Source organism: Romboutsia sp. 1001285H_161024_C4, from assembly GCF_015550185.1.
GTDB lineage: Bacteria > Bacillota > Clostridia > Peptostreptococcales > Peptostreptococcaceae > Romboutsia_C > Romboutsia_C hominis.
This window is the reverse complement of record NZ_JADNAJ010000006.1, coordinates 85,165-99,866: the sequence shown is the minus strand read 5'-3', so window position 1 is coordinate 99,866 and position 14,702 is coordinate 85,165. Positions and strand designations below refer to the sequence as shown.

The window sequence follows — 14,702 nt, the reverse complement described above, 5'->3', positions numbered from 1 at the left end:
ATTATATAGATATAGATTCAAGGAGGAAATAATGAATTCAAAAGCACTAAAGGTTTTAGAATTTGATAAAATAATAGACCTATTGAAAAGCAAAGCATCATCTTCATTAGGTATGAGATACATAGAAAAACTAACACCAAGTTCTGACTTTAATGAAGTTAAGTCAAGATTAGAGGAAACAAGTGAGGCACAAGCCATACTTATAAAAAGAGGTTTTGTTGGATTACAGGGAATATACGATATAGAAGATAAGGTAAAGAGAGCAAGTGTAGGGGCAGCATTAGACCCAGGTAGCTTACTAATGATAGGAAATACTTTAAGAGTAGCCAGAATGCTTAGTAATAATTTAGCATCTAGTGAAGAAGAAGATTTTAACTACCCAATAATACAATCCCTATCAAATTCTTTATACACATATAGAGATTTAGAAGAAGAAATTTTCAATGCAATAATAAGTGAGGTAGAAATATCTGATAATGCATCTAGTGAGCTTAGAAATATAAGAAGAAGAATAGTGCAAAAGAATCAATCTATAAGATCTAAGTTAAACTCAATAATATCTTCAACTACATATCAAAAGTACTTACAAGATGCAATTATATCTGTAAGAGGAGATAGATTTGTTGTGCCAGTAAAAGCTGAATATAGATCACAAGTAGCTGGTATTGTCCATGATCAATCATCATCTGGAGCAACATTATTTATAGAGCCTATGAGTATAGTTGATATGAATAATGAATTAAGGCAATTAAGACTTCAAGAAAAAGAAGAGATAGAAAAAATATTAGCAGAATTATCTTCTAAGGTAGGAGAAATAAGTAATGAACTATTAGCTAACCAAGAGATATTAGGAAGATTAGACTTTGCTTTTGCTAAGGGAAAATTATCTATACAAATGAGAGGTATAGAACCTACTTTAAATGAAGATAAATTTATAAATATAAAAAAGGGAAGACATCCATTACTAGATAAAGATACTGTTGTTCCAAACTCAATTTATTTAGGGAGAGAATTCCATACATTACTTATAACAGGACCTAATACAGGTGGTAAAACTGTAACTATCAAAACTGTTGGTTTATTTGCACTTATGAATCAAAGTGGACTTCACATACCTGCTGATTTTGGAAGTAGTATGTGTGTATATGATAATGTATTTGCAGATATTGGTGATGAGCAAAGTATAGAGCAAAGCTTATCTACATTTTCATCTCATATGACAAATATAGTATCTATATTAAAAGAAGTAACAGAAGACTCTTTAGTAATATTTGACGAGCTTGGAGCTGGAACTGACCCAATAGAAGGAGCGGCTCTTGCAATAGCTATACTTGAAGATGTAAAAAGCATTGGAGCTAAATGTATAGCTACAACACACTATAGTGAATTAAAGAACTATGCACTTACTAAAGAAGGTGTTGAAAATGCAGCTGTTGATTTTGACTTAGAAACTTTAAGTCCTACGTATAGATTACTTATAGGTGTTCCAGGGAAATCAAATGCCTTTGAGATTTCTAGAAAGTTAGGGCTAAGTGATTATGTAATAAGTAGAGCTAGAGAGTTTATAGATAGTGATAATATAGCAATAGAAGATGTGCTTCAAAATGTAGAGAAAAATAGAATTAAAGCTGAAGAAGATAGAGAAGAAGCCGAAAAATTAAAGTCAGAAATAGAAAAGCTAAAGGCTGAGTACGATGAAAAGCTTGCGAAAATGAGTGAACAAAAAGAAAAGATAATGGAAAGAGCAAGACAAGAAGCCTTTAGAATAACAAGACAAGCAAAAGAAGAAGTAGATTTAATAGTAAAAGAACTTAGAGAACTAGAAAAAGAAAGAGCATCTAAAGAAAAGAATCAAAGGATAGAGGCGCTTAGAAAAGAAATATCTAGTTCAATGGGAAGTCTTCAACCAACTGTTAAGAGCATGATTGTTCCTAAAGTATCAAGTAAAGAAGTAAAAGACTTAAAAGTTGGGGAAGAAGTAAAAGTTATAACTTTAAATCAACAAGGTAGCGTTGTTTCAGTTGATAACAATAAAAAAGAAGCTGTTGTTCAAATAGGAATAATGAAGATGAATCTACCGTTTAAGTCTCTTCAAAAAGTTAAAAAAGACCCTAAAACAACAATCACTAAATCAACAAGAAGTATAATAAAAGCTAAATCAGGAAGAGTAAAAAGCGAAGTAGATTTAAGAGGTATGAATTTAGAAGAGGCTATAATGGAAGTTGAAAAATATTTAGATGATGCTTATGTAGCTGGCCTTGAAATGGTAACTGTTATACATGGCGTAGGAACTGGAGTATTAAAATCTGGACTACAAGATGTATTAAAGAGAAATAGACATGTTAAGTCTCAAAGAGCTGGACAATATGGAGAAGGTGGAGCTGGAGTTACTATCGTAAATCTAAAATAAAAAATGATTTGTTCACTATATCGTTAGATGTTTAAAATATATAATTTTGCTATATAGTAAATTTTTTATAAAAGTAATATATATAAGGTGGTACAATATGATTTTAGTATCAGCATGCTTACTTGGAATAAATTGTAAGTACAATGGAGAAAATAATAAAAATGAAAATGTAAAAAAGTTCTTAGAAGGTAAAGAGTTTATAATAGTGTGTCCAGAACAATTAGGAGGAATGAGCACACCAAGAGAACCTTCAGAAATAGTTAAACTAGATGGATATGATGTTATAAAAGGAAAAGCAAGTGTAATTAATAAGCAAAGATTGGATGTAACTAAAAAGTTTAGAAATGGAGCAGATGAAGCTTTAAAAATAGCTAAATTATATAACTGCAAAGAGGCTATATTAAAAGATGGAAGTCCATCTTGTGGTTCAAGTTATATATATGATGGAAGTTTTGCAGGTAAAAAGAAGGACGGCTTAGGAGTTACTGCTGCATTATTAATAGAAAATGGAATAAAAGTAATAAGTGAAAAAGAACTATAAGTAAAGTAAATTTTTATTTTAAATTTAAATGGAATAATTAACTTATACAAAATTGTATTATAAATAAGAATATTGCTAAAATATAGTTAATAAATAAACCAAATAACTTGAAAAAACTCATAAATTGATTTACCATAAAATAATAAGAATATGAGAGGAGAAATATAATGCAAGATTTTAAGATAGAAATAGCAAACTGCTTAAAAGAAAACATAGAAGATTTAACATTAGAAGAAATAGTTGGTCTTATAGAAGTACCACCAAACAAAGAAATGGGAGATTATGCATTTCCTTGCTTTAAATTAGCAAAAGTATTTAGAAAAGCTCCAAATATGATAGCGGCAGAATTAGCAGAAAAAATAGAAGCTAAAGGAGCAATATCTAAGGTATTACCTTTAGGAGGATATGTTAACTTCTTCGTTGACAAATCTCAATTAGCTAAAAATGTTATAAATGATGTTTTAACTCAAAAAGAAAAGTACGGACACAGTGATTTAGGAAAGGATAAGACAGTTGTAATAGACTTCTCATCTCCAAATATCGCTAAGCCATTCCATATAGGGCATATAAGAACTACTGTTATAGGAAATTCTTTATACAAAATATATGATTCTCAAGGATACAATACAGTAAGAATAAATCACTTAGGAGACTACGGAACTCAATTTGGTAAGTTAATAGTGGCTTTCAAATTATGGGGTAGTAAAGAAGCTGTAGAAGCCAACCCAATACCAGAATTATTAAAATTATACATACAATTCCATGATGAAGCTGAAAAGCACCCAGAGATGGAAGATGAGGCAAGAGCTTGGTTCACTAAATTAGAAAATGGAGATGCTGAAGCTAAAGCATTATGGCAATGGTTCAGAGATGAAAGTTTAAAAGAATTTGCTAGAGTTTATGACTTATTAGATATAGAGTTTGATTCATATAATGGAGAAAGTTTCTACTCTGACAAAATGGACTCAGTAATAGAAACTATAAAAGAAAAAGGATTATTAAAAGAATCTCAAGGAACAAATGTTGTTGAGTTAGAAGAATTCAATATGCCACCAGCTCTTATAACTAAAAATGATGGTTCAACATTATACATGACTAGAGACTTAGCAGCTGCAGTTTATAGAAAGAATAATTATGATTTCGACAAGTGTATATATGTAGTTGGTTCTCAACAAAGCTTACATTTCCAACAATTATTCAAAGTTCTAGAATTAGTTGGATTTGAATGGGCTAAAGATATGGTACATGTACCATTTGGTATGGTTGCTTTAGAAAATGGAACAATGTCTACAAGAAAAGGTAGAGTAGTATTCTTAGAAGACGTATTAAAGCAAGCTATAGAAAAAACAAAAGAAACAATGTTAGCTAAAAATCCTAATGCATTAAATGTTGATGAAATAGCTAAGCAAGTAGGTGTTGGAGCTGTTGTGTTCCAAGAGCTATCTAACAGCAGAATAAAAGATTATACATTCTCATGGGAAAGAACTTTAAGCTTTGATGGAGAAACTGGACCATACGTTCAATATACTCATGCAAGATGTTGTGCAGTTTTAAGAAAAGCTAATGAAGAAATAACTACAGATATAAATTATGAATTATTAAATGATGAAGATAGTTCAGAAGTATTAAAGGTTATAGCATCTTTCAACAAGTCTATACTTAATGCTTTAAGAAAGAATGAACCACACATAATAACTAGATTTGTATTAGATTTAGCACAAGCATTCAATAAATTTTACCATGACAATGCCATATTAGTTGAAGATGTTGAATTAAGAAAAGCAAGACTTGCTTTAGTTGCTGCTACTAGACAAACAATAGAGAATGCTCTTAAGTTATTAGGTATGCATGCACCAGAAAGAATGTAATTATAATATTGATTAAAAATTAATATTATAATTTAGATATAATATACAGTGGTAGCTAAAACTATTGGTTCTAGTTACCACTATAATATTTTCTAATATATTTATTTTAAATTTATGTAAAAATATAATTAGTAATAATTTATATAGTTTATTAAATATAATTAAGTTTTAAAATGGCAGTGAAAAACTGTCTCTTTTTTTTGGTTAGTCAAAGCAAAGTATATTAAGTATAATAGATGATAACAATAAAGTAATATAGAGTTTCATATGAGAAAGGTTAAGAGTATGATAGCTAATACTACAATAGAAAATAATATAAAAAATGCATATATATCAGCATTTGAAATGAATGACAAATCATTAAAAGATTTAATAATAATAAATACAAAATGTCTTATTGATGATAAAATACAGAGATATGTATATATAGATAGCAATAGACTAAGAGATGAATTAATATACTATAAATTTTATGGAGAGAAGTTAAGTAGTAAAAATATAATAAATATATTACTTCCAGTAATACTTTCAAACACAAACGCAGATAAAAGTGAAGAAGTTGTTATTGATTTAGTGAGTAAGTATATAAGGTTTCTTAAAATAGAAGAAAATACATATGAGTATATATTAAGTGCTATTTGCTATAATATTATAATCCATAAATTAATAGAAAATAAAAATGTAGAATATGAAGAATTATTGCAAAGTGCAAAAGAAAAAATTATAGGATTTACAATGGAATTAGATAAATCTCAAGTAGTTAAGTTTCAAATGGAACGAATTAAAGCAATACAAATAATAGACAAGTATATAGATTTAAAAGTATATGAATACGAAGAAGATAAAGTATTAATAAATATGTTAAATGTATTGTATGATATATATATTGAAGATAGGGAAATAAGTGATAATGGAATATTAAGTATAAAAAAATCTATACTATCTATACTAAACTTCGAAGAGAATTTAAATATAAACAATATAGACTTCACCTTATCAATGGCTGAATATGTAATTAAACTAAGAAAATATATAATTAACAAAAAGATTTATAATAATCGTGTAGATCCAAGATCCCTAATTAAATTAGAAGTAGGGGAAATTACTATAGATCCGATATTTAATCAAATTGAAATTATAAAAAAAGATTTTAAAAATGATATTCTTGAGATAGGAGTCAAAGCTAAATCAGGAATATATAATCTTAAATTTAAAAAATCTTAGTTAGTATTTTCTAGGTAATTAACAAAATCTTCTTCGCTAGTGTTAGTTAAAAAGCATAGTTCTTTTATTATACTGTTTCTTAAATCTATAAATTCATTAAGTCCAGTATTTTCATTTGTATACTCTAAGGCTTTTATAATAAGCAATAAGTCCCTTTTTGATAAGGCATTGATAGATACTTGATCGATTAATTCCATAAAAAACTTCCTTTCTAAATTAGATATAATTATGATACTATTATTCTACAAAAAGGTTTAAAAAACCTTCTATTAAAGAAAAAAATGATAATATACTACATATAGTATTTTAACCTAAAATGTACAGAAAATCATAGCATAAATGAAAAAAGAGGTGAAATAATTGAAAATTTTATTAACAACGTTAAATTCAAAATTTATACATACAAATTTAGCAATAAGATATTTAAAAGAGTTTGTAAAAGACTTAGTAGAAGTAGATTTAAAAGAATATACAATAAATAATGATTTAGATTATATATTAAAAGATATACACAAACATGATTATGATGTAATACTATTTTCAACTTATATATGGAACGTAAACGATATAGTTAGATTATGCCATAATATAAAGAAAGTAAAGCCAAGTATAAAGATAGCTCTAGGTGGGCCAGAGGTAACTTATGATAGCGAAAGCTTTATGGAAAAGCACTCATTTGTAGACTATATACTTTATGGAGAGGGAGAATTAGTTTTTAGAGATTTGGTAATGTATCTAAAAGGACAAAAATCTTTAGAAGATGTAGAAGGTATAGTTTATAGAAATAACGATGAGATAGTTGTAACTAAACCTAAGGAATTATTACAAAATCTAGATGAAATACCTAGTCCTTATGATCATTTAAATCCAGCAGAATATGAAAATAGAATTGTTTACTATGAAACATCTAGAGGGTGTCCTTTTAATTGCCAATACTGCTTATCTTCAACACTTGAAGGATTAAGATATTTTAGTATAGATAGAGTAAAAAAAGATTTAAAGGCATTAATAGATGCAAGGGTATCTCAAATAAAGTTTATAGACAGAACTTTCAATGCTAACAAGAAGTTTGCACAAGAAATAATGAATTTCCTTATGGAAAATGACAATGGTTATACAACATATCATTTTGAAGTCACAGCACACTTATTAGATGAGGAAACATTAAACTTCTTAAAAGATTGCAAAGAAGGGTTATTCCAATTTGAAATAGGAGTACAAAGTACAAACCAGAAAACTCTTGATGCAGTTGGAAGAAGAGATGATTTTGAAAAATTATCTTATGCAGTTAAAAAAGTAGCATCGTATAGAAATATACATCAACATTTAGATTTAATAGCGGGACTTCCATATGAAGATTATGCAAGCTTTGAAAATTCATTTAATGATGTATTTAATTTAGGTATAGAGCATATACAATTAGGGTTCTTAAAGATGATAAAAGGAACTGGTATAAGAAATACTGCAAAAGAACATGGATATAGATACAAAGATTATACACCATATGAAGTATTATATAATGATTATATAAGTTATAGCGAAATGATAAAGTTAAAAGATATAGAAGAAATACTAGAAAGATACTATAACTCTAAAAACTTTGTATTGTCAATGAGATACATAATACATAATTATTATGAGCAAAGTCCATTTAAATTCTTTGAAGAATTTGCAACTTACTTTGATGAAAATGGGTATTTTGATGTAGCACAAGGTAAGAATCAATTATATAAAATATTATTAGATTTCTACAACGATAAGATAAATGATAAAAATGAATTATTTAATGATATATTAAAGTATGATTATATATCATTAGGTAAAACTTCAAATTTACCTCAAATATTCAATAAAGAAGATGTAGAAGATTTTAAAAATAGATGTCATATGTTCTTACAAAATGAAGATAACATATTAAAATATATACCACAGTTTGAAAATAAACCAGCTAAGCATATAATAAAATATGTTCATTTTGAACCATTTAGATTCGATATATTAAAGTTAAAAGAAGATATACATGCTGATATAAAAGAGATAAAAAATATAATTTTATTTGTCTATGATGATGATAACAAAGTTTTTGAAAAGTCAAAGTCATATAGTGTTAACATATAATATTAAATGCTAATTATTACATATTGGTATTATATATTATGAAAACATATCACATAAATTTTTAATGGGTATAAACATTAATAGATTAAAAATTATTATGTGAAGTTACAAAGGAGGAAAAAATGAAGTTTAAAATAGAAAAGTATTTATTAAAGAAAACAGAAGAATTATCTTTTATAACTATAAAACATGGTGGAGAATTTAACTTAGAAGGTTACACTATACCTAAGGGTGGATTAGATGTACCTATAAAAAATGAGGTATTAGTTAAAGGAATAAAAGAAAAGACAGCACAAGATAAGATAAATACAATGTCTATAGCAGATGCTATGATATATATAATGGGTATTGATAGCCAATTTAAGTATAATGAAGAATACAGAAAATTTTTAGATGCTTTTATCAAAAAAGTAAATATAAATATAAAAGAATATATGGGCTATATGTCTAAAAAATACTTTGATATTGGTGAGATAACTGATTCGTTAATATACTTAAAAGCTATGATAAGTATGTATCCAAATGACATAGATGGATTATATCATTATTCAATAGTTTGCCAGGAACTAGCAAAGCAGTATCAAAAAGATATGGACAAAGAAGCTATGAATAAGTTTTTATTAGAAGCCTTAGAAAAGTTGGAAATGGTTATACAATTAGATGAAAACTTTGCTTTAGCTTACTATCATTTAGGATACCATTACTACAATCAAGGTCAATATTTAAAGGCTAGAGTTATATGGGAAGAAGCACAAAAATTAGGGTTAGATGCAGACTTAATGGCAGAGGTTCAAGAAAATATAGGAAAGATGGACTTTAAAGTTCAATATGAAGAAGGTTATAATTTAGTATTCCAAGGAAAATGTGAAGAAGGACTAGAAAAATTATTACCTCTTGAACAAGATCATCCTGATTGGTGGAACTTATTATTTATGATAGGATTAGCTTATAAAAATATGGGTGAATTTGAAGAAGCTAAGAAATATTTTGAAAAAATACTTATAACTAAACCACATCAAGTAGATACAATGGTTGAACTAGGCCTTTGTGAAGCTAGTATGTTCAATATAGATAAAGCTATAGAACACTTTGAACAAGCAGCTAAAATAAAAGAAGATCCAGAAATATTATGCAATTTAGGGATGGCATATCTAAACAAAGGTGATATAGATGATGCTATATATTATATAGAAAGAGCTTATGAATTAGATCCACAAGATGAAATTACAGTGGCATGTTTAAGAGAACTTGATAAATATAGATAAAAAATAAGTTAAAATTTACTATAAAAAATCTAAAATTGACTTTAACTAAATTAAAGGGTATAATAAATCACTGAGATTATATAATTATATTCAAAAGTTAAAATTAGGAGCGAAGAAGTATACCTTGTATATGGGCACTTGAGGTATATGGAGTTAATAGTGCAACCGACTATTCAGATAATATTTAAATATTATTCGAATAGTCTTTTTTATTTTAAGATACAAGTTTATTGATAAGACATTAATGAAAATTAAATGAAAGCTAACAATTTTATATAGCATAAATGCGAACAAATTAAAATAATTAAAAGGACATAAATACATATAAGCTAAAAATAGGAATGAAGAAGTATACCTTGTATATGGGCACTTGAGGTATATGGAGTTAATAGTGCAACCGACTATTCAGATAATAAATCATTATTATCTTGAATAGTCTTTTTTATTTTAAAATAAAAGTTTATTGATAAGACATTAATGAAAATCAAATGAAAGCTAACAATTTTATATAGCATAAATGCACACAAAGCAAAATTATTAAAAGGGCATAAATACATATAAGCTAAAAATAGGAATGAAGAAGTATACCTTGTATATGGGCACTTGAGGTATATGGAGTTAATAGTGCAACCGACTATTCAGATAATAAATCATCATTATCTTGAATAGTCTTTTTTATTTTAAAATAAAAAGATTTAAAAAGGGTGGTGAAATTTATTGAAAAATAAATACAAGTTAGGAAAAAAAATAATATCGATACTTACGTCAGTACTAATGGTTATAAATGTGTTAATTAATACACATTTTGCGTATGCTGAAGAAGTTAAGACAGATAATCAAGGGGATACAATAGAAGTATCTATAACATGTGATAAAAAAGAGATTGAGCCTGGAGAAAAATTGAATTTTAAACTAGAGTATAAGTCTAAATATGGTCCAGGGAGTATAAAACCAGGTGATACTATAGAATTTGAAATGCCTAGTTGGCTTGAAAGATTTAGCTTTAAATTCCCCCCAGAGCATTTTAAAAGTGTACAAATGGAAGGTAATAAAGTAGTAGCAACTTTTGGGGATGATGTTTATGATGCAATAGGAGGATATGTTAATGTATCAGCATATGCAGATAAAACGGAAGAAGTAGATAATCAGAAGATAGAGGTATGGGTTGATGGAAAACCAGTTACTAGCATAGAAATAGCTATAAAACCATCTAATGAAACAGAGCCTATAATAGATAGACAGATTCTTAAAACTATAAATAATTATGACCATGTAGATTCAGATGGAAATACGGTAGGAAATATATATTATCCAGTACTAGGAAAAACTCAACAATATAGAGTATATGTTAATGAGAAATTTTCAAATATATCAAATGCAGTATTAACAGATAATATGCCTGAAGGAATGGAGCTTATACCAAGTTCTGTAAATGTAATTAAAATAGAAAGAGATAGCGCAGAAACAGATGTCACAGATAGCTTAAATATAAGCAAATCATCTAATAGGCTTAGTATAAACTTTGGAAATATTAAAGATAAATATATTGTAACTTATAAGACAAAGATTACTCAAAATTTGAGTTCTTATAAGAATACAGCAGTATTTAATAAAAGCGATGGTAAGTTAAATAGTACTGTTATATTAAAACAAAAAAATGAAGCAAAAGATGTTATAAGTAAGTATAGTTATACCTCTGCTAAAAATTCAGAAGGTAAAAATGTAGCATCTATGAACGAAAATGTAAGATATAGAATAGATATTAATGAAAATAGGTCAAATCTTAAAAATGTAACTTTAAATGACTTTACACCTAAAGGAATGGAACTTTTAAAGGACAGTATAAGTATAGGTAAATACAATAAAGATGAAAGCTTTGAGTGGGTAACAGATCAATTTAAAGATAAAATAAACACTAATAATGGAAATTTAACTATAAATTTTGGAAACGTAGATGATTACTATATTGTTTGTTACGACATGAAGATTACAAATGTTGAAGATTCATACTCAAATACTGCAAAGTTATCATACAATGGAACTAGAAATAGTGTTGATGATACGGTTAAATATGAATACAATGCAGGAGCTATAAATGCTCACAAATCTGTTGATAAGACTAAATTAGAAAAAGATGATGACCAAAGTGTTGTATATTCTATAAACTTTGAGAGTTTTGGTGTATTCCAAAAGGGATATATAGATTTAGTAGATAAATTAGATCCGAACGTAAAGATCGTAAAAGTTGAAGTTCCAGATGCTTTTTCTAGTAAAATAGATAAAGCAAATAATACAGTCAATATTATCAATGATAAGGGACAAATAAATTACAAAGAAAATTTAGAAGTAAAAATATATACTGATTTTAGCAATGTAAAAGATGGAACAACTGTATCAAATATAGCTAAAATAAATGGTAATCCAAGTAATAAAGTTGAAACTAAAAAGGGATATGCTTTTGAAGCTATTAAAGTTGATAGTGAAAATAAGGAAAGTAAGCTTAGTGGAGCTATATTTAATCTAAAAGATTCTAATAAGAAAGTTATAGGAAAATTAACTAGTGATGAGAATGGATTAATTAAATCAGATGTAGATAATGTAGGAACATATTATTTACAAGAAGTAAAAGCTCCAGAGGGATATTCAGTAGATGGAAAAGACATAAAGTTTACTATAGAAAAAAGTGATATAGGAACTGTTAAAAATATAGGAACTATAACAAATGAGAAAACAAATGGAGAAGTAGAAATAAAGAAAGTAGATAAAGATAATACAAGTAAAGTGTTACCAGGAACAGAGTTTGAAATACAAACACAAGATGGGCAAAAGGTAACAACGATAATAACTGGAAAGGACGGAATAGCAAGAGCAAGTCTAAAGCCAGGAAAGTATAAAGCAGTAGAAACAAAAGCATCCAAAGGATATATATTAACAAATGAAGTACAAAACTTCGAAATAAAGTTTAATCAAAAGGAAGATGCAAAATTAGTATTTGAAAATGAGAAGCAAGAAATTCCTACTGAAAAAATTAACAATAAGTTAAATGAATCAGAGAATAAATCAAGTGGAGAAGTAGAAATAAAGAAAGTAGATAAAGATGATACAAGTAAGGTGTTACCAGGGACAGAGTTCGAAATCCAAACACAAGATGGGAAAAAGGTGACAACGATAATAACTGGAGAAGACGGTATAGCAAGAGCAACTTTAAAGCCGGGAGAATATAGAGCAGTAGAAACAAAAGCATCAGAAGGATATGTATTAACAAATGAAGTACAAAATTTTGAGATAAAGCCTAATCAAAAAGAAAATATAAAATTAGTTTTTGAAAATAAGAGGGAAGAATTGCCTGTAAAAGATACTAATAATAAGCAAAGTGAATCAGAAGATAAATATAATAATGATAATAAAGTAGTAGATGAAAAAACAAATGGAGAAGTAGAAATAAAGGAAGTTGATAAAGACAATCCAAGTAAAATGTTGCCAGGAACAGAGTTTGAAATCCAAACACAAGATGGAAAAAATGTGACAACAACAACAACTGGAAAAGACGGAACAGCTACAGTAAGTCTAGAACCAGGCAAGTATAAAGCAGTAGAAACAAAATCATCAGAAGGGTACCCATTAACAAATGAAGTACAAAATTTTGAGATAAAGCCTAATCAAAAAGAAAATGTAAAATTAGTTTTTGAAAATGAGAAAGATGAAGTGTCTGAAAAAAATACTAATAGCAAGACAAAGGAATTAGAGCATAAATATAATAATGATAATAAAGTATTAGATAAAACTACTAATACTCCTAAAACAGGAGAAGAATCTATAATAGGATATATTGCATTAGTTATATTAGCTTTAGTGGGGATTGTATTTATAAACAAGAGAAAGTAAATAAAAAAATAGTATTAGTGTATTATGCTAATACTATTTTTTTAATTTTATAGAATATTTAGACTATACTACTAGAAAACTATTTTAGTACTAAATGTGATATTATTTAAATATATATAACAAGGGGGAGTATGAGATGATAAAAGATTTACACGATATGTTAGACAAACTAAAGCAAGAAGAAAAAGTAATACTTTCAGTTGCAGCAGCAGAAGATAGAGAAGTTTTATTAGCTATAAAGGATGCAGTTAATAAAGAAGTTATACAACCTATATTAGTAGGACAAGCAGATAAAATAAAGTCTATATCAAATGACATAAACTTTGAGTTAGAAGGTATAACTATAATAGACTCGCCAAGTATAGAAGAAAGTGCAAAGATTGCCGTAGAGTTAGTGTCTAAACAAGAAGCTGATTTTGTTATGAAGGGATTACTTGATACATCAATACTATTAAAGTCAGTGCTCAATAAAGAGTATGGACTTAGAACAGAGAGTTTACTTAGTCATGTAATGATATATCAACTTGAAAACTACCATAAGCTTTTAATATTAACAGATGGCGGAATGAACATATCTCCAGATTATGAACAAAAAGAAAAAATACTAAAAAATGCAATACAAGCGGCAAAATGTTTAGGTGTGGATGAGATAAAGGTAGCATGTTTAGCAGCAAAAGAAAAAGTAAATCCAAAAATGCAAGCTACAGTAGATGCTAGACTATTACAAGAAGCTTGTAAAGAAGGTAAATTTGGAGAAGGTGTTATAGTTGAAGGTCCACTTGCGTTTGATTTAGCTATATCAAAAGAATCAAGTGAAATAAAAGGATTTAAAAGTGAAGTAAGTGGAGATACAGATATATTACTAGTTCCAAATATTGAAGTTGGAAATGGAATAGGAAAATCATTTACATATATGGCAAATGCGAAATCAGCAGGAATTATAATGGGAGCAAAAGCCCCAGTAGTATTGGTATCAAGAGCAGATAGTCATGAATCTAAGTTATATTCTATAGCATATGGAGCGCTTATTGCCAAGAGCATGAAATAATATATACAAATAATGCAAACAATACTATAATATAAATAGGTAAACGTTTTACAAAAATGATTTAAATTAATAAAAATGATTTAAATTAATAAAAATGATTTAAATTAATAAAAATTTTAAATTAATATATAGTTTTCAAGAAATAATATTTGGAAAATATAAAATATACTTCTTATATAAAGTTTTATATAAGAAGTATATTTTATATAAAAAAATAACTTATATTGAGCAAACTAATTTTGTTAAAAAAATATTTAAAAGAATACCAAATTAACAAAATTTAGTATATAATCAAATTAGGGAATCAATAACTTTAGTCTTACAATGGACATAATTTTTTATC

The 14,702-nt window shown here is 27.3% G+C and carries 9 protein-coding genes and 3 riboswitches; of the genes, 8 read left to right on the top strand and 1 reads right to left on the bottom strand.

Annotated features, from left to right (window positions below):
• Positions 1 to 31: 31 nt before the first annotated feature.
• From I1959_RS11195 to I1959_RS11180, 4 genes are all read left to right on the top strand, one after another.
• Complete coding sequence (locus I1959_RS11195) at positions 32 to 2,410, top strand: endonuclease MutS2 (RefSeq protein WP_195238316.1); 2,379 nt, start codon at positions 32 to 34, stop codon at positions 2,408 to 2,410.
• A gap of 97 nt (positions 2,411 to 2,507) precedes the next feature.
• Complete coding sequence (locus I1959_RS11190; RefSeq protein ID WP_092923543.1) at positions 2,508 to 2,951, top strand: DUF523 domain-containing protein; 444 nt, start codon at positions 2,508 to 2,510, stop codon at positions 2,949 to 2,951.
• A 167-nt stretch (positions 2,952 to 3,118) separates the two neighbouring features.
• Positions 3,119 to 4,819 (top strand): arginine--tRNA ligase, encoded by a 1,701-nt coding sequence (gene argS, locus I1959_RS11185; protein WP_092923546.1) that lies wholly within the window; start codon positions 3,119 to 3,121, stop codon positions 4,817 to 4,819.
• Between the two features lie 267 nt (positions 4,820 to 5,086).
• The gene (locus I1959_RS11180) at positions 5,087 to 6,043 is read left to right on the top strand and encodes a hypothetical protein (RefSeq protein WP_240294285.1); all 957 of its coding nucleotides are present in this window, start codon (positions 5,087 to 5,089) and stop codon (positions 6,041 to 6,043) included.
• On the opposite strand, the gene I1959_RS11175 is transcribed toward I1959_RS11180, so the two are convergent.
• A complete protein-coding gene (locus tag I1959_RS11175) occupies positions 6,040 to 6,240 on the bottom strand; it encodes a hypothetical protein (RefSeq protein ID WP_166506014.1) in 201 nt (66 codons plus the stop codon). The genes I1959_RS11180 and I1959_RS11175 overlap by 4 nt on opposite strands.
• A 163-nt stretch (positions 6,241 to 6,403) precedes the next feature.
• Between I1959_RS11175 and I1959_RS11170 the strand changes: the two genes are divergently transcribed.
• The 4 genes from I1959_RS11170 to I1959_RS11155 all read left to right on the top strand — a co-directional run bounded on the left by I1959_RS11170 (position 6,404) and on the right by I1959_RS11155 (position 14,359).
• Complete coding sequence (locus tag I1959_RS11170) at positions 6,404 to 8,161, top strand: B12-binding domain-containing radical SAM protein (RefSeq protein ID WP_166506013.1); 1,758 nt, start codon at positions 6,404 to 6,406, stop codon at positions 8,159 to 8,161.
• Positions 8,162 to 8,283: 122 nt separating this feature from the next.
• The gene (locus I1959_RS11165) at positions 8,284 to 9,426 is read left to right on the top strand and encodes a tetratricopeptide repeat protein (protein WP_195238314.1); all 1,143 of its coding nucleotides are present in this window, start codon (positions 8,284 to 8,286) and stop codon (positions 9,424 to 9,426) included.
• 96 nt (positions 9,427 to 9,522) lie between these two features.
• A riboswitch (cyclic di-GMP riboswitch) is annotated at positions 9,523 to 9,605 on the top strand.
• 149 nt (positions 9,606 to 9,754) lie between these two features.
• A riboswitch (cyclic di-GMP riboswitch) is annotated at positions 9,755 to 9,838 on the top strand.
• A 149-nt stretch (positions 9,839 to 9,987) separates the two neighbouring features.
• Positions 9,988 to 10,071: riboswitch (cyclic di-GMP riboswitch) on the top strand.
• Between the two features lie 72 nt (positions 10,072 to 10,143).
• Complete coding sequence (locus I1959_RS11160; RefSeq protein ID WP_195238311.1) at positions 10,144 to 13,311, top strand: SpaA isopeptide-forming pilin-related protein; 3,168 nt, start codon at positions 10,144 to 10,146, stop codon at positions 13,309 to 13,311.
• Between the two features lie 136 nt (positions 13,312 to 13,447).
• Positions 13,448 to 14,359 (top strand): bifunctional enoyl-CoA hydratase/phosphate acetyltransferase, encoded by a 912-nt coding sequence (locus I1959_RS11155; RefSeq protein WP_166506011.1) that lies wholly within the window; start codon positions 13,448 to 13,450, stop codon positions 14,357 to 14,359.
• Positions 14,360 to 14,702 lie beyond the last annotated feature (343 nt).